General features: G+C 67.0%; 14 protein-coding genes. All 14 read right to left on the reverse strand.

Features of this window, described 5'->3' with window-relative positions; all coding sequences use genetic code 11:
• Positions 1 to 168 precede the first annotated feature (168 nt).
• The 14 genes from tatC to ftsA all read right to left on the reverse strand — a co-directional run bounded on the left by tatC (position 169) and on the right by ftsA (position 15894).
• Positions 169 to 942 carry a twin-arginine translocase subunit TatC gene (gene tatC / locus JWM94_RS06715; RefSeq protein WP_299424005.1) on the reverse strand — a complete coding sequence of 258 codons (774 nt, stop codon included), beginning with the start codon at positions 940 to 942 and terminating at the stop codon, positions 169 to 171.
• Positions 939 to 1370, reverse strand: coding sequence for a Sec-independent protein translocase protein TatB (gene tatB / locus JWM94_RS06720; protein ID WP_299424124.1), 432 nt, complete (start codon positions 1368 to 1370; stop codon positions 939 to 941). Before tatB ends, tatC begins: the two co-directional genes overlap by 4 nt.
• Positions 1371 to 1397: 27 nt before the next feature.
• On the reverse strand, positions 1398 to 1628 hold the full coding sequence (locus JWM94_RS06725) for a twin-arginine translocase TatA/TatE family subunit (RefSeq protein WP_299424010.1): 231 nt from the start codon (positions 1626 to 1628) through the stop codon (positions 1398 to 1400).
• A 30-nt stretch (positions 1629 to 1658) separates the two neighbouring features.
• Positions 1659 to 2261 (reverse strand): SMC-Scp complex subunit ScpB, encoded by a 603-nt coding sequence (gene scpB / locus JWM94_RS06730; protein ID WP_299424013.1) that lies wholly within the window; start codon positions 2259 to 2261, stop codon positions 1659 to 1661.
• Positions 2258 to 3001 (reverse strand): ScpA family protein, encoded by a 744-nt coding sequence (locus JWM94_RS06735; protein ID WP_299424015.1) that lies wholly within the window; start codon positions 2999 to 3001, stop codon positions 2258 to 2260. The genes scpB and JWM94_RS06735 overlap by 4 nt, the downstream gene beginning before the upstream one ends.
• A gap of 158 nt (positions 3002 to 3159) precedes the next feature.
• Positions 3160 to 4167: a glycoside hydrolase family 3 N-terminal domain-containing protein gene (locus tag JWM94_RS06740; RefSeq protein ID WP_299424020.1), complete on the reverse strand. Its 1008-nt coding sequence runs from the start codon at positions 4165 to 4167 to the stop codon at positions 3160 to 3162.
• A gap of 124 nt (positions 4168 to 4291) precedes the next feature.
• Positions 4292 to 5020, reverse strand: a complete 729-nt coding sequence (locus JWM94_RS06745) for an SPOR domain-containing protein (RefSeq protein WP_299424025.1) — start codon at positions 5018 to 5020, stop codon at positions 4292 to 4294.
• On the reverse strand, positions 5020 to 6747 hold the full coding sequence (gene argS, locus JWM94_RS06750) for an arginine--tRNA ligase (protein ID WP_299424030.1): 1728 nt from the start codon (positions 6745 to 6747) through the stop codon (positions 5020 to 5022). Before argS ends, JWM94_RS06745 begins: the two co-directional genes overlap by 1 nt.
• A 72-nt stretch (positions 6748 to 6819) precedes the next feature.
• Positions 6820 to 7965 carry a DUF1501 domain-containing protein gene (locus JWM94_RS06755; protein ID WP_299424035.1) on the reverse strand — a complete coding sequence of 382 codons (1146 nt, stop codon included), beginning with the start codon at positions 7963 to 7965 and terminating at the stop codon, positions 6820 to 6822.
• 3 nt (positions 7966 to 7968) lie between these two features.
• Positions 7969 to 9501 carry a DUF1800 domain-containing protein gene (locus JWM94_RS06760; protein ID WP_299424040.1) on the reverse strand — a complete coding sequence of 511 codons (1533 nt, stop codon included), beginning with the start codon at positions 9499 to 9501 and terminating at the stop codon, positions 7969 to 7971.
• 72 nt (positions 9502 to 9573) lie between these two features.
• Positions 9574 to 10740 carry a deoxyguanosinetriphosphate triphosphohydrolase gene (locus JWM94_RS06765; protein ID WP_299424045.1) on the reverse strand — a complete coding sequence of 389 codons (1167 nt, stop codon included), beginning with the start codon at positions 10738 to 10740 and terminating at the stop codon, positions 9574 to 9576.
• Positions 10741 to 10866: 126 nt separating this feature from the next.
• Positions 10867 to 12897 (reverse strand): SPOR domain-containing protein, encoded by a 2031-nt coding sequence (locus tag JWM94_RS06770; protein ID WP_299424049.1) that lies wholly within the window; start codon positions 12895 to 12897, stop codon positions 10867 to 10869.
• A 119-nt stretch (positions 12898 to 13016) separates the two neighbouring features.
• The gene (gene ftsZ / locus JWM94_RS06775) at positions 13017 to 14516 is read right to left on the reverse strand and encodes a cell division protein FtsZ (protein WP_299424126.1); all 1500 of its coding nucleotides are present in this window, start codon (positions 14514 to 14516) and stop codon (positions 13017 to 13019) included.
• A gap of 115 nt (positions 14517 to 14631) precedes the next feature.
• Positions 14632 to 15894: a cell division protein FtsA gene (gene ftsA / locus JWM94_RS06780; protein WP_299424052.1), complete on the reverse strand. Its 1263-nt coding sequence runs from the start codon at positions 15892 to 15894 to the stop codon at positions 14632 to 14634.
• Positions 15895 to 15900 lie beyond the last annotated feature (6 nt).

Genomic DNA, 15900 nt, shown 5'->3' on the forward strand with positions numbered 1-15900 from the left:
TTCTGGGAACCGCATCGCGAAAGGGGCGTTTTCATTCTCGGATAGCGAATTTATGCCCCCCCGCTCTCGCTATCCAAGACATAGGCCCGGCAGCGCACCCCTCCCCCCCGGTAGCGCTTCCGGGCCTAAATCTTTTCCGGCCTCTTCAGATGCTCGACGGTCGAGCGATCAGGCGGCGGTTTCGCTCGCCTCGGTCCGCGCGCGCCGGCGATGCGTCAGCCAGATCGCGACCAGCGTCAAATAATAGAGCACCACCAGCGGCGACGCGAGCATGATCATCGATCCAGCATCGGGCGGCGCGAGGAACAGCGCAATCGCGAAGCAGCCGAGGATGGCATAGCGCTGCGCCTTGACCAGTTGCTTCAGCGTGACGATCCCGGCGCGTTCGAGCAGCATCAACAGCACCGGCAACAGGAACGCGATGCCGAACCCCATCAGGAACTGCATGACGAACGACAGATAATTATCGACCGACGGCAGCGCCTCGCGATCGACCCCGCCGACATTGCCCTGATAACCGAGCAGGAAATGGAGCGCGCCGGGGATCGCGACGAAATAGGCCAGGCACGCGCCCGCCCCGAACAGCAGCGGCGTCGCCAGCAGAAACGGCAGCAGCGCGCGCTTTTCCTTGCGATACAGGCCAGGTGCGACGAACTGCCACAACTGGTTGGCGATCACTGGGAACGACAGCATTATCGCGGCGAAGAATGCAACCTTGAGCTGGACGAAGAATGCTTCGAACAATTGCGTATAGATCAGCTTCGATTGCCCCGCCTTGAGCAGCGGGCGCACCAGGATGCCGAAAATCCATTCGGAGAAATAAAAGCTGAGCGCGAACATCGCCGCCAGCGCCAACAGGCTGAACAGCAAGCGGCGGCGCAACTCGATCAGATGATCGAGCAGCGGCGCGCGGCTCGCGTCGATGGTGTCCTCGTCGCTCACGGCTTGGCGCGCTTGGCGGCGGGTTTCTTCGCCGCAGGTCTTGTCGCCGCTGCCTTGGCTCGGGGTTTTGGCTTGGGCTTGGGTGCGATTGCGACTTTCGGCTGTTCGACCATCACCGCCGACGAGTCACCGGCCAGCTCGGCGGGATCATCCTGCGGTACTGGCGCCATCAGTGCGGCCTGATCGGCGGTCGGGGGAAAGTCACGCATGATGCGCTCATTCTCCGCCTTCCACTTCTTTTCCATTTCCTGGAATTCGGATTCGCGGATCATGTCGTCGAACCCCGAGCGGAATTGCCGCGCCATACCGCGCGCACGGCCGATCCACTGCCCGGCCAAGCGCATCGCCTTGGGCAAGTCTTTGGGCGGGATGACAAGCAATGCCACCACGCCCAGCACCAGCAACTCGGTCGGGGCTACGTCTAGGATCACCGCCGGATTCCTCTCCGGCAGGAATTAAAGGTCGGCGTCGCGCACGCGCTCACGCTCGGCGTCGACGACCGGGTCGGCGCGCTTGGCTTCGAGTCGGCTCGGCGGAACCGCATCGTCATCCTCGGCCATGCCCTTCTTGAACTGCTTGATGCCCTTGGCGACGTCGCCCATCATGTTCGAGAATCGCCCGCCGCCCAAGATCAGGATCGCGACCACCCCGAAAATCAGCCAATGCACCAGGCTGAAGCTACCCATCACTCAATCTCCCAAAGGCGTAACGCCTATCTAGTCCTCTTCGGACGCATTTGCCATCTCTTCATCGGCGCCCTCGCCGATCGCCATCTCCGCCATCGCCAGATCGATCGGGTCGAGCAGCCCGGCAGCGCGCAGATCGTCGATTCCGGGCAAGTCGCGACGGCTCGCGAGCCCGAAATGCGTGAGGAAATCGGGCGTCGTCGCATAGGTCAACGGGCGGCCCGGGGTTTCCCTCCGCCCGGCGGGGCGTGCCCAGCCCGCCTCCATCAGCACGTCGAGCGTGCCCTTCGAAATCTGCACGCCGCGAATCGCCTCGATCTCGGCGCGGGTGACGGGCTCGTGATAGGCGATGATCGCCAGCGTCTCGATCGCCGCGCGCGAGAGTTTTCGCGCTTCTTCGCGCTCGCGCCGGAGCAAGTGCGCCATGTCGCCCGCGGTCTGGAAATGCCAGCGGCCGCCACGCTCGACCAGCTCGATCCCGCGGCCGGCGTACAATTCGGCGAGCGTATCGAGGGCGCCGCGAACGTCCGCCGCCTCGCCGACATAGGAGCGGATCGCGTCGATGCTCAGCGGCTCGTCGGCGGCGAACAGCACCGCCTCGACCGCGCGCGTCAGGTCGTCCGGTTCGATCATGCCCCCACCTTTTCAACGCCCTTCAGGTAGAGCGGCGCGAACGGCGATTGCTGGCGCAGCTCGGCCTTGCCCATCCGCGCGAGCTCGAGCGCCGCGACGAAGCTGGAGGCGAGCGCCGATTTGCGGAACGGTCCGTCGAGCGTGTCGGGCAGGAAGCTTTCGATCGTCGCCCAATCGACCTGCAACCCGAGCAGTCGCGACACGCGTTCCAGCGCGGCGTCGAGCGTCATCACCGCGCGTTCGTGGACGACGTGGAAGACCGGCCGGTTGCGCGCGGTGACCTGGCCATAAGCGGCGATCAAATCGTAGATTTCGGCCTGCCACTGCGCCTTGCGCACCGTCCGCAGCCCCTCGGGCGCGGCACGGCGGAACACGTCGCGGCCGAGCCGGTCGCGCGCGAGAAGCCTTGCACCGGCATCACGCATCGCGTTGAGCCGTTCGAGCCGCATCTGCAGCCGCAGCGCGAGATCCTCGGGGCTCGGCTCGACCTCTGGGTCGCGCGGCAACAGCAGCGCCGATTTGAGATAGGCCAGCCACGCCGCCATCACGAGATAGTCGGCTGCGACCTCGAGCTTCAACGCGCGCGCCTGTTCGACATAGACGAGATATTGCTCGACCAGCGCGAGGATCGAAATCTGCTTGAGATCGACCTTCTGCGCCCGCGCCAACGCCAGCAACAGGTCGAGCGGGCCTTCCCAGCCCTCCAGGTCGAGGGTCAGCGTGTCGGGATCGGAATCCATCGCGCGATCTAAGCGGATGGCGACAGGCTTGTCACTTCTCTCTTCCGTCATGCTGAACTTGTTTCAGCATCCAACGCGCCACAATCGACAGATGAATTTGCTGCGCGGTGGACCCTGAAACAAGTTCAGGGTGACGGCGAATGGGAGACGAGCGCGCTCTACGCCAACGCCAGCAATGCATCCCGCTTGGCGATCAACTCGCCGAAGTCGCCCTCGGGCTCGACCCCGGCGATCGTCGCCATCGCGCGATCCAGCCGCTCGACCGACTTGGCGGGCATGTCGCCCAGCAACCCGGCGATCTCCGCCATTTCGTCCATCCGCCCCCAGCAATCGAGCACGAGATCGCATCCCGCCGCGATCGCTCCCGCCGCTTTTTCGCCCGCAGTGCCCGACAAGGCCTTCATGTCGATATCGTCGGTCATCAGCAGCCCGTCGAAACCGATCTTTCCGCGGATCACTTGCTCGATGACGATTGGTGATAGCGTCGCGGGACGCTCCTTGTCCCAGGCCTCGAACACGATGTGACTCGTCATCCCCATCGGTGCGTCGGACAGGCTGCGGAACGGCTCGATATCGATCGCGAGCTCGGCGTCCGAGGCGGTGACGGTCGGCAAATGATGATGCGTATCGACGATCGCGCGGCCGTGCCCCGGCATATGCTTGACCACGCCGACGACGCCCCCGGAGCGCAAGCCGTCGAGGATCGCGCGGCCCATCGCGGCGACCCGCATCGGTTCGTGCCCCAGCGCACGGATGCTGATGGCTTGGGTCGTGTCGGGCTGGACGACATCCAGCAACGGCCAGCAATCGACGTTGATCCCGACCTCGGACAGCATCAGCGCGGTCGCGTGCGCATGCGCGCGCGCCGCCTCGATCGCCGAAATCGGTGCGATCTCATACAGCGCGTCGAACGCGGGGCCGGCGGGGAAATCGGGCCATTCGGGCGGCCCCATCCGCTGCACCTTGCCGCCTTCCTGATCGATCAGGATAGGCACGTCGTCGCGCCCCGACAGGTCGCGCAGCGAGTCGGTCAGCGCGCGGATTTGCGCACGATCCTGCACGTTGCGCTTGAACAGGATGTACCCGCACGGATCGGCGTCGCGATACAGCGCGCGTTCGTCGTCGGTGAGGGCAAGGCCGGACAGGCCGTAAATGACGGGCTTCATAGGACGCTTCTATGTGCCCGCGTCCGAACAAAAAACCCCGTTCGTGCTGAGCTTGTCGAAGCACGTGCGCTGTCACGACCTTCGACAAGCTCAGCGCGAACGGTGCGTTTGGCGATCCGTCAACTCAGCTCGTGACGATGCACGCCTCGCCGGCGACCTTGAGCTTGCCGCACAGATCCTGCGCCGCGCCCGCGCTGCCGGCGTTAACCTTAAGCCGGTAGAAAGTGCGCCCGTTGACCTCGGCCTTCTCGATCGATTTGCCGAGCCCCGCCAAATAGCCGAACCGCTTCGACGCCTGTGCCCATGCGGTGTTGGCACCCGCTTCGGTCGGGAACGAGCCGAGCTGGACCAGCGCGCCGCCACCGCCGCCGCCCGCGACCGTTACGGGCCGGCCGGGGGGAGGCGCTACCAGCTTGCCACCGGGACCGGCGACGCTGGCGGTGGCAACCGACGACCCGGGGCCGCCCTTCGCATCGGGGGCTGCCTTCGTTCCGACGATCGGCGCTTCGGGCAGGTTCGACACGGCGATCGATCCATTGCCACCGGCAGCACCACCGCTGGCGGCAACTGCGGCATCACCTTCGCCGGCGACCTTCATCCCGCCGGGATCGTCGGGCTTGACCTTGTAGTCGCCGTCCTGCGCCGCGATCAGGTCGCCATTACCGGCGGGCGGCGTGCGGTGCTTCAGCCAATAGATACCGCCGAGCACGACCGCGAGCATGACCAGCCCGACCAATACCATGCCGACCACGCGGCCGAGCGGCGCGCCCTCATCCTCGTCCGCCGCTGTCTCCAGCCAAGGCAACCGGCTTTCGTCGGTGACCGTCGGCTCGCTCCATTGTTCGCCGGGCATCAATTCATCTCCTCGACCGCCTCCACCCCCATGATGGCGAGGCCATTTCGGACAATCTGCCCGATCGCGTCGCCGAGGAAAAGGCGTGCGCAGGTAAGTTCGTGGTTATCGGGCAACAGGAAGCGCCGCTCCGGCCGGTCATTGCCGACATTCCACGATGCATGAAATTCCGCCGACAAGTCATAGAGATAAAAGGCGATACGGTGTGGCTCGCGCGCCGCCGCAGCGGTCTCTACGACGCGCGGAAACTGCGCGGCCAGCTTCACCAGCTTCAAGTCTTCCGTATCAAGCCGGGACAGATCGACGCCATTGCACACCACGCCGGCCTCCGCCGCGCGCCGTTTCAACGACGCGACTCGGGCATGGGCGTACTGGACGTAGAAGACCGGATTGTCCTTCGATGCCTCGACCACTTTGGCGAAATCGAAGTCCATCTGGGCGTCGGCCTTGCGCGTCAGCATGGTGAACCGCACGACATCCTTGCCGACTTCGCGCACGACGTCAGCAAGTGTGACGAAGTTACCTGAACGCTTGGACATTTTGACCGGCTCACCGCCGCGCAGCAGTCGCACCATCTGGACCAGCTTGACGTCGAACCGCGTCTTGCCGCCGGTCAGCGCCTGCACCGCGGCGACGATCCGCTTGACCGTCCCGGCGTGATCGGCGCCCCAGATGTCGATCAGCGCGTCGGCGGTCTGTGCCTTCTGCCAATGGTAGGCGAGGTCGGCACCGAAATAGGTCCAGCTGCCGTCGGACTTGCGGATCGGCCGGTCCTGATCGTCGCCAAATTGCGAAGAGCGGAACAGTGGCAGCTCGACCGGCTCCCAATCCTCGGGCGTCTCGCCCTTGGGCGCTTCGAGCACGCCGTCATAGATCAGCCCGCGCGCGCGCAATTCCTTCTCAGCCGCCTCGGGCTTCTTCGCCGCCTGAAGCTCGGCTTCGGACGAGAACAGGTCGTGATGGATGCCGAGCAGCGCCAGGTCGGCCTTGATCAGCACCAGCATCGCCGCGACCGCCGCCTTGCGGAACGGGACGAGCCAGTCCGCCTCTGGCGCGGACACATATTTGTCACCGAATTCCTGCGCGAGCGCTTGCCCGACCGGGATCAGATAATCGCCGGGATACAGCCCCTCGGGGATATCGCCGATATCCTCGCCCAGCGCTTCGCGGTACCGCAGCTGCGCCGACCGCGCGAGCGTATCGACCTGCCCGCCGGCGTCGTTGACGTAATACTCCCGGATAACCTTGGACCCGCCCCATTCGAGCAATGACGCCAAGGCGTCGCCGACCACCGCGCCGCGGCAATGCCCCATGTGCATCGGCCCGGTCGGGTTGGCGGAGACGTACTCGATATTGACCGTCTGCCCTTGCCCGCGCGTCGAGCGGCCGTAGTCGGCCCCGCCATCGTTGATCGCGGCGAGCTCGTTGCGCCAGGTGTCGTCGGTCAGCGTCAGGTTGATGAACCCCGGTCCCGCGACCGCGACGGAGCTCACTTCGTCGAGTTTGCCCAGTTCGGCGGCGATCTTCTCGGCCAGCGCGCGCGGATTGGTGTTCGCGGGCTTTGCCAGCACCATCGCTGCATTGGTCGCGAGATCGCCATGGCTGGGGTCGCGCGGCGGCTCTACCGTCACCGCACCGCGCGCCAAGCCGCCCGGCAAATCGCCGTTCGCGGTCAGGGCGTCGAGTGCCGCGTCGATATGCGCGGCAAAGCGGTGGTAGAGGGTCATTCAAGCGTCCAGCGATGCGAGGAAGCGGCGCCTGTAGCCCAATGGCGACGCAGCTTCAAACCCTCGCCGGAGCTAGACGAGCCCGCTGACCGGCGCAGAACCCTTGGTATCCGGGAACAACGTCGCCATCACCCGCCTTGGCTCGACGTTGTAATGCCCTGCCACCGCGCCCGCGACGAACTGGTCTAGGCCCAGCGTCGGTTTCAAATCGCGGCCCTCGTACAGCGCCGCCTGCCCCAGCCCCGGCCAGTCGGCCATCACCCTGCCGCCCTTGACCCCGCCGCCGACCAGCATCGCGGCGGAGCCGGTACCGTGATCGCTGCCGCCGGTGCCGTTGACCGCGACGGTGCGGCCGAATTCGGTCGCGACCAGCACCATCGTGTCGCTCCACGCCGGGCCCATACCCGTCTTGAGCGCGGCAATCATGGCGTCGAGACCCTTCAACTGGTTCGCCAGCCGCGCGCGTTGCGCGGCATGCGTGTCCCACCCGCCGGTCTCGATCATCGCGATCCGCGCGCCGTTGGCGGGGGCCAGCAATTTGGCCGCGAGCGCGCCGGTCGCGGCGGCGTTGGCGGTGGTGGCGCCAGCCATGTCGCTGGTCAGCGTCCGCGTGTTCATCGCGTCGGTCCACAGCCCGTGGAGCTGGCCGTCGCCCTGATAGAGCGCCGCCACGCGCTGGAGCAGATCGTCGGACGCTTGTGGCAAGGCCGATGGCGCGTAGCTGGTGACGTCGTGCGGCCCGCGCAGTGCCAAGGGCACCGTCGCCGACACCGCGATCGCCTTGGCCTCGCCCGACGGGATCAGCCCGAGCATGCGGTTGAGCCAGCCGTCTTTGACCTGGTAGGCACCGAGGCCACCGCTTTCGAGCACGTTCTGCCCGTCGAAATGCGATCGGTCGCGGTACGGCGACGCGATGGCGTGCGCGAACAGCGCTTCCTTGGTGTCGTACATGCCCGCCAGCGAGGTCATCGCCGGGTGCAGCGCGAACATGCTGTCGAGCTTCTTCCCGGTCGCGAAATCGGCCGCGAGTTGCCCGCGCGCGCCGGCAAAGGCGGGATCGCCGACCGCGCCGACCGTGCCGAGCCCGTCGGCCGCGCCGCGCTGAATGATGAACACGAAGCGGCGGTCGGTGTCGGCCTTGGCGAAGGCCATGCGCGGCGCGAGGCTCAGCGCCGCGGCGCCGGCGCCGTAGGCGAGGAAATGACGGCGGTCGATCATGACTTACCTCCTCAACATTTCGGGCGACACGAGCAGCAGCGCGAGCCCCTGACCGGGGCTTTCGGCACGCGCCAGCGCCTGTTCGGTGGCCGGCGTCAGCGCGCCCGGGAACAATTTGGGCGCGAGTGCCCGCGCATCGACCGCGGCGCCCGCGCGGGTCGCGAAGCGCTCGGCCGCTTCGACCCGGCGAACCAGCGCGTCGGGGCCGGCCCAGCTCGCGGCGATATCATCATATCCAGCGGGCGACCCCGGTCGCCATGTCGGCTGGCCAAGCTGGTTGAGCAGCCCCACCGCGGCAAGCGGCAGCATCTGCTTCATCCCCAACGCACGCCCGGTCGATACCGTCCATTCCCACGGCGACTTGAACTTGACCGGCCCGGCGACCCAGCATTCGGGACTGTCGATCAGCGTCTTGTAGAGCGACGGCAAATCGCCGCCGGTCTTGAGAAACGACGCCTTGAGCCGCGCGACCAACGCCGGCGGCGGGGTGTCGCCGGCGAAGTGGCGTGCGAGCTTGGTCGAAACGTGTTCGGCGGTGGCGGGGCTTGTCGCAAGCATATCGAGCACCGCCTGCGCCTGCTTCTCGCCGTCCTGGCCATACTTCCGTCCGACGATCGTGCGCTCGCCCGGCTCGTGGATCCGCTCGGCGAAGACGAACTCCCCGGGTGGGCCATCTGTGCCGGTCAACCGTGCGCCCGGCCCGCGCCCGATACCGCTCACCGTCCAGCCGGTGAGCGCGCGGGCGAATTCGGTGACGTCGGCCTGTGTGTAACCCGTGCGCACCCCGAGTGTGTGCAACTCCATGATCTCGCGCGCGAGATTCTCGTTCAGTCCCAGTTTGTTGCCGCCGGGACGCGGCCGGTTGGCCGCGAATTGGCCCGCCATGCTGTTGGGTCCGACCGACACCGCCTGATCGAGATAGAGCAGCATCGCCGGATGCCGCTCGACCGCGTTCAGCATGCCACCGAACGTGCCCATCAAATTCGGGCGGATCGCTTCGAATTCCAGCAGCCCGGACAGGCCGATAACTTCCAGCTTGTCGGCCGACACCGCAAAATGGTTGGCCCAGAAATGCGTCAGCCGCTCGGCAAATGGCGTCGGGCTGGTGAGAGCGGCGGTGATCCGCCCGCCAACCGCCGCCGCATAATCGTCGCGCACCTGCCCGCCGACGAAGCGCCGTGCCGCCATGGCTGGGTCGGTGGCCGCTGGATCGGGTTTCGCGCCCGGCTCGGGCGTGCCGGGCGCCATTTGCGGCGCCATCGCGCCGGCCATGCCCGGCTGGGGCGGCATCGGCGCGACGGCCGCCGCCAATTGCTTCCGGCCGAGGCCTTGCTGGCGCAACTGGCGCTGCTGTTCGATATAGTCGGCGAGTTCGCCCGCGACCTTGGTCCGCGTCGGCACCGCGGCGAACGCGGCAGGTTTGGGTTCGAAAGCGTCGAGCTGACGCTTCAGCCAGCCCTTCGGGTCACTCGGGATGCTCTCGTCGGGACGGGCGCCGAGCCCGAAGCGATTGAGCGCGATACTGGCATCGGCCATGCGCGTCTCCATGCAATGCGACGGAGGCTAATACGCCTTTGTCGCACAATTATCCCAACAACGCGCGGGCACTCAGAACCCTTCGGGCAAGTCGATCGGTCCGACGATCTCGCGATAGCGCGCGATGGCGTAGCGGTCGGTCATCCCGGCGATGAAATCGGCGACATGGCGGCTGAGCCATGGCTCCTCGGGCGGCAGCCGCGCGGGCCATTCGCCCGCCATCAGCGAGGGGGTTGCATGGTACGCCGCGAACAGCCCGGCGACCACCACGCGCGCCTTGTCCGCCGCCGCGACTTGCAACGGATGATGATAGAGGTTGGCGTACATGAAGCGCTTCAGCCCGCGCTCGTTGTCGCGCATCGCGTCCGAAAAGCCGACCAGCGCCCGCCCCACATCGCGCGCGTCGTCGGGCGACTTGATCCCCGATTCCGCGATCGCCACGCGGCTGGTTTCGATCAGGTCGTTAACCATCCCGCCAATCTGCCCGCGGATCAACTCGCCGGTCAGCCGCGGCGGCGTGACCTCGGGAAAACGCACGCGGCACTGATCCCACCGCGCGGCGATCATCGGCACAGTGAGCAACTGATCGAGGCTGAGCAACCCGGCGCGCAAGCCGTCGTCGATATCATGATTGTCGTAAGCGATATCGTCGGCGATCGCCGCGACTTGCGCCTCCAGCCCGGCGAACGTCTCCAGCTCGAGCGGAAATTCGTTATCCGCCTTCGCCAGCGCCCATTGCGGCGCAGTTACCGGACCGTTGTGCTTGGCCAGCCCCTCCAGCGTTTCCCACGTCAAATTGAGCCCGGGAAAGCGCGGATAAGGGCTGTCGATCTCGGTCAGAGCGCGCAGCGTGTTGCCGTTATGGTCGAACCCGCCCTGCTTGCTCAGCGCCGCCTTCAGCGCATCCTCGCCAGCGTGCCCAAACGGCGGGTGCCCGATGTCGTGCGCCAGGCACAATGCCTCGGTCAGGTCCTCGTTGAGCCCCAACGCGCGGGCGATCGTGCGGCCGATCTGCGCGACTTCGATGCTGTGCGTCAGCCGGACGCGGAAATGGTCGCCGTCGGGGGCGAGGAATACCTGGGTTTTATGGCGCAGCCGCCGGAAACTGATCGAATGGACGATGCGGTCGCGGTCGCGCTGGAACGCGTCGCGGGGGCCGCGCGCGGTGGTCTCATCCTCGGGATAGAGCCGCCCACGGCTGAGCCACGGGTCGGAGGCGTAGGGGGCGAGGTCGGGCATGCGGGGCGATGTAGCGTGGCATTGCGCGAAATCTAACCGATACTTGCTTGGCGCCTCCCGGCGAAGGCCGGGGTCCAGTCGCAAGCGGCCCGAAACTGGGCCCCGGCTTTCGCCGGGAGGCGTGATTTATTTCGCGCCGCCCAACCGGTCGATCTTCTGCCCCTTGGCGCTGGTGAAGACAAAGCCCGACAGCCCGGCCTTGCTCATGCGATTGACGAAGTCTTGGGCCTCATCGACCGATTTGAACGGCCCGGTGAGTACGCGATTGGTGGCGCGGAGCGGGGTCGACCAGCCCTGGCGGCCGCGGAACAGATCGGGCGCCTTGGTCTTGAGCCCGGCCCAGGCCTTTTCGAGGCTCGCTTCGTTGGCGCCACCCGCCACCTGCACCCACACACGCGCCGGTTCGCCCTTGGTAACGGCGTCCGCCTTGTCCTTGGCGTCGGCCTTTGCCTCGGCGGCCTTGCAGCGCGCCGAGGTCGTCGACTTGCCCTTGGCGCTCGCAGCCTTGGCAGTCGCAACCTTGCCCTTCACGGGCTTGGGCGGAAGCGGACAGCCGTTCTTGTCGAGCAGCGGAACGTCGTCCTTGGGCGGCTTGGCGGTCCGGCTCTTCGTATCGCTGGCGTCGGCGGTTTCGTCCTTGGTCCGGTTCTTGGCGCTATCTTTCGCTTTCCCCTTCCCCGTCGTCGGCGGGGGTGCAGCCGCGACCTCGTCCTTCACTAGTTTGCCGCGCGTCCGTGTCGTGCCTGGCTTGGGTTTTGGCTCATCGACCGGCTTCTCGACCGCCGCCACCGCAACGGGCGCGGCGGCCGGACGGCGCGGCGGCGGCGGTGCGGACAATGGCAGGCGTTTATCAAGCCCGGCGACGATCCGCGCGAGGACGGTATCCTCGCTGACCCGCGCGGTCGCGGTCGGCTCGGGCACGCCCGCTTCGGAGGCGCTTGGCTGGTCGGCGACGCCGGGGGTGGGTTCGGCAGGCGGCGCCGGCGTGGCGGTCTCCGCAACTGTGATCGGCGGCGTCGGCACAGGGTTCCGTAGCGGGGTCGCAACAGTAGCTGCCACGCTTACCGGCGGTGGTACGGGCGTTGGCGTAGGCGCGGGCCGTTCGTAGATCGTCACCGGCGCGGGCGCTATCGCCGGGTTCGACGGCACTGCAGCAACGCGGACCGGCGGCGGGACCGGGGCGGGCACCGGCGCCGGCATCACGCGGGGCGGCACATAGGTCGGCGGCGCGAGCACGACTTCGACCGGCGCGGCGGCGACCGGCGGGACGGCGGGGGCGAGGTCGTCCTTCTTGCGCTTCTTGCGTTTGCGCCTGTCGTCGATCGCGGGAAGCACGACCGCCGTCGCAGCCACTTCTACCTTGGGCGCATAGGGATCGGGCCCGAGCCGCGGCAACGGCGGGACCATTTGCGCGTCGGCGATGCGTTCGGGGGTCGATCGCATCTCGCCGAAATTGACCGCGAACGCGCGATCGACCGCGGACAGTTGCGGCAAGCGGCGAAAAAACGGCGTCAGCCCAGCACCGAGCCCCGGCGACATCATCGTCGCGGCGATCTTTTCGGCGCCGTCGGTATCGCCGCTCATCGCCAGCACGAACGCACGGTCGCGCCACGCCGCGCGGTCGCTCTTGCGCAGCAACGGATCGAGCAGCTTGAGCGCCGCCTCCTTCTGCCCGACGATGCCGAGCGACAATGCGTAGCGCCGAGTCACCTCGTCGTCGGCGCCGTCCGACAATGCGAGGCGATAGTCGCGTTGCGCGCGATCCGGTTGGCCGATCAGATCGTACGCGAGCCCGCGATCCCCGGCGAACTTGCGCGGGTCGAGCCCGCGGCGCTCCGCCTCCTGGAAGCGCAGCAATGCCATGCCGGGGCGTTCCGCGCGCACCATCAGGCTGCCCCACCCCGCCTTGATCCGCGGGTTGTTGGGATCGAGCTTTTCGGCGCGCGTGAAGAACCCCGCCGACGCGGTCGCATCGCCCATCCGCAGCGTCAGTTCGCCGGCGGTGATCAACGCCTCGATATCGACCGGGTTGGCGGCGAGGATCCGCATGTCGGCGGCGAGCGCGTCGGCGTCGCGATTCTCGATCGCGGTCTGGGCGTGCGCCCCACCCGCCACCGCGAATCCGAGCGCGGCAACAGTCAGGGTCCGGCGCAACATCATGTTGGCCTGCAGCCTAAACCGATTGGCGGCTGAACGGGAAATGATTGCCGGGACCACAAACGGCGAAACGGGGCGCGGCGGCGACGAATGCCCCCGCCCCCGTCTCTAAATGGGAATTACTGGTTGTTCTGGCGGTGAAGGAAGCGCGGAATGTCGAGCGAATCCTTTTCGGCTTCGGGCTCGGACTCGCCGAACGCGCCGCGCGCGACGCTCTGCATGCGCTCGAACAGCGTCCCGCCCATCTTGACCTTGGGCGCCGCGGGCTCATCGTCGTCGCCGGCGGCGATCGTTGCACCGTCCTCGATCCTGTCCTCGCTGCCGAGCGACAATTCGCCGGCCTCGGTGCCGACCAGATCCTCGTCGCCGAACGACAGGCGGACCGGCGCGGTTTCGACTTCGGCACCGCTGTCGAGCACCAGCTCGTCGGCGTCGGCGGCGGGCTCGTCGGCGACGGCATCCTCGACCGGCTCGGAGGCGTCGTCGGTGGTTTGCGACAGCTCATGCGGCTCGGCATCGGCCGCGGCGGCAACTTCGGGTTCGGGCGTCGGCTCGACGGCCGCGTCGGGCACCGTCACCGGCGCGACAGCTTCGCTGCGGCGGCCGAATGAGAAAGCGCGCGTCGCCGGCTCGGGCGAGGCCGCACCGACGGCACCGGCTTCGATCCCGGTCGCGACGACCGAGACGCGGATCTTGCCTTCGAGGTCGGGGTTGAACGCCGAGCCCCAGATGATGTTGGCGTCCTCGTCGACCAATTCGCGGATATGGTTCGCGGCTTCGTCGACTTCGAGCAGCCGCATGTCCTCGCCACCGGTAATCGACACAATGACGCCCTTGGCGCCCTTCATGCTGACGCCGTCGAGCAGCGGGTTGGCGATCGCCTTCGACGCCGCCTCGATCGCGCGATTGTCGCCCGACGCTTCGCCGGTGCCCATCATCGCCTTGCCCATCTCCTGCATCACGGAACGGACATCGGCAAAATCGAGATTGATCAGGCCGGGCATGACCATCAAATCGGTGATGCCGCGAACGCCCTGCTGGAGCACCTCGTCGGCCATCTCGAACGCTTCCTTGAAGGTCGTGTTGGCGTTGGCGACGAGGAAGAGGTTCTGGTTCGGGATGACGATCAGCGTATCGACATACTTCTGCAGTTCCTCGATCCCCGCATCGGCCGCCTTGGCGCGGCGGCTGCCCTCGAAGCTGAACGGCTTGGTGACGACGCCGACGGTCAGGATGCCCATATCGCGTGCGGTCTTGGCAATGACCGGCGCCGCGCCGGTGCCGGTGCCGCCGCCCATACCGGCCGCGATGAAGCACATGTGTGCGCCCTCGAGCGTCTTGGCCACCGCGTCGATCGTCTCTTCGGCGGCCGCGCGCCCGATTTCCGGACGGCTACCCGCGCCGAGGCCCTGCGTGATCTTCGCACCGAGCTGAATCTTCTGGCTGGCGCCCGACTGCCGAAGCGCTTGTGCGTCAGTGTTGGCGACCAGGAAATCGACGCCCTGGACGTCGTTCTTCATCATGTTCGCGATCGCGTTGCCGCCCGCGCCACCCACGCCGATCACCGCGATCCGCGGGGTCAGCTCGTCCACTTCCGGGGGAAGAAATTCGACCATGATCACTGTCTCCGTCATGTTCCCGCAAAAATTACCGGGGAACACCCTATGCCCACTACACCTTGCACCAACACCCCATCACTATCCACTACAATTAGGGGTTGGTTGACTTATTTTGTTAATAATTCGCCCGCGCCGTTCGGATCAAGCGGCGCACCATCGAGAATGGCGACGGTCGGTGCACGACCTGATGGTCGCCCGCCGATAAAGCCCGCAAATCGATCGGGTCGGTCGCGGCGTGATGGACCAACCCCGACAGCGTTGCGAACGCCGGCCCGGAATGCGCGTCGGGCAGCCCGGTCAGCCCGCGCGGGCGGCCGATCCGGACCGAACGACCGAGCGCCGACTGCGCGTAATCCGCGATCCCCTTCAGCTCTGCCCCCCCGCCGGTCAGCACCACCTGGCGACCGACATTGCCGTCGAACTTCATCGCGGTCAGCGCCTTGCCGATCTCTCCCATCAGCAGTTCGAGCCGCTGGCGGATCACCGCGATCAGCTGCGCCTTGGTGATGCGCGCGCCCTCGCCCGCGCCGTCCTCGCTCAGCGGGGTGATCTCGATCACTTCGTGATTGTCGCGCGGCGTCGCGTTGGCGCAGCCATGGAAGCATTTCATCCGCTCGGCCTGGCTGCGGCTGGCGCCGAAGGTCGAGGCGATATCGTCGGTGATATCCGCCGCGCCCATCTGGATCGTGGTCAGCCCGACCAGCATCCCGCCCGCAAACAGCGAGACGTTGGTGATCCCGGCGCCCATTTCGACCAACGCCGTGCCCAGTTCACGCTCCTCGGCGCTGAGGCAAGCGAGCCCCGTCGCGACCGGCGCGGCGATGATCGCCTTCACCTCAAGGTGCGATTTCGCAACGCACAGCCCGATATTGCGCACCGGCGACCCGTCGGCGGCGACGACGTGGATGTGGACGCCAAGCCGGTCGGCGTGGAGCCCGAGCGGGTTCTTCACCCCGGTGATACCGTCGAGCGTGTAGAGCGCGGGCTGCGCATGGAGCACCATGCGGCCCGCCGGGTCGATCGATTCACGCCCGGCCCGCAACAGCGCGTCGATGTCCGATTGCTCGATCCGGTGGCCGCCCATCTCGAACTCGATCGAAGCGACGTCGCTGACCAGCCCGCCCGCCGAAAACCCGACCCAGACATTCTCGATATTGGTCTGCGCGATCCGCTCGGCCTGCTCGACCGCTTCGCGCACCGCGACTTCGGTCGCGCCCATGTCGGCGATGCAGCCGCGCTTGATCCCGCGGCTTTCGCGCTGGCCGGTGCCGAGCACGATCAGCTCGCCGCCGTCGCCCTTTTGCGCGATCATCGCCGATACCTTCGACGACCCGATATCGAGCGCCGTGATCAGTCCTTCGGGTCCAGCCTTGGCCATCGTTAC

Source organism: Sphingomonas bacterium (genome assembly GCF_028289855.1).
Lineage (GTDB): Bacteria > Pseudomonadota > Alphaproteobacteria > Sphingomonadales > Sphingomonadaceae > Sphingomonas.

Coding starts and splice junctions, on each gene's coding strand:
- JWM94_RS06725 (WP_299424010.1), bottom strand. CDS start 1,628: ATGGGTAGCTTCAGCCTGGTGCATTGGCTGATTTTCGGGGTGGTCGCG.
- scpB (WP_299424013.1), bottom strand. CDS start 2,261: ATGATCGAACCGGACGACCTGACGCGCGCGGTCGAGGCGGTGCTGTTC.
- JWM94_RS06735 (WP_299424015.1), bottom strand. CDS start 3,001: ATGGATTCCGATCCCGACACGCTGACCCTCGACCTGGAGGGCTGGGAA.
- JWM94_RS06740 (WP_299424020.1), bottom strand. CDS start 4,167: ATGAAGCCCGTCATTTACGGCCTGTCCGGCCTTGCCCTCACCGACGAC.
- JWM94_RS06745 (WP_299424025.1), bottom strand. CDS start 5,020: ATGCCCGGCGAACAATGGAGCGAGCCGACGGTCACCGACGAAAGCCGG.
- argS (WP_299424030.1), bottom strand. CDS start 6,747: ATGACCCTCTACCACCGCTTTGCCGCGCATATCGACGCGGCACTCGAC.
- JWM94_RS06755 (WP_299424035.1), bottom strand. CDS start 7,965: ATGATCGACCGCCGTCATTTCCTCGCCTACGGCGCCGGCGCCGCGGCG.
- JWM94_RS06760 (WP_299424040.1), bottom strand. CDS start 9,501: ATGGCCGATGCCAGTATCGCGCTCAATCGCTTCGGGCTCGGCGCCCGT.
- JWM94_RS06765 (WP_299424045.1), bottom strand. CDS start 10,740: ATGCCCGACCTCGCCCCCTACGCCTCCGACCCGTGGCTCAGCCGTGGG.
- JWM94_RS06770 (WP_299424049.1), bottom strand. CDS start 12,897: ATGTTGCGCCGGACCCTGACTGTTGCCGCGCTCGGATTCGCGGTGGCG.
- ftsA (WP_299424052.1), bottom strand. CDS start 15,894: ATGGCCAAGGCTGGACCCGAAGGACTGATCACGGCGCTCGATATCGGG.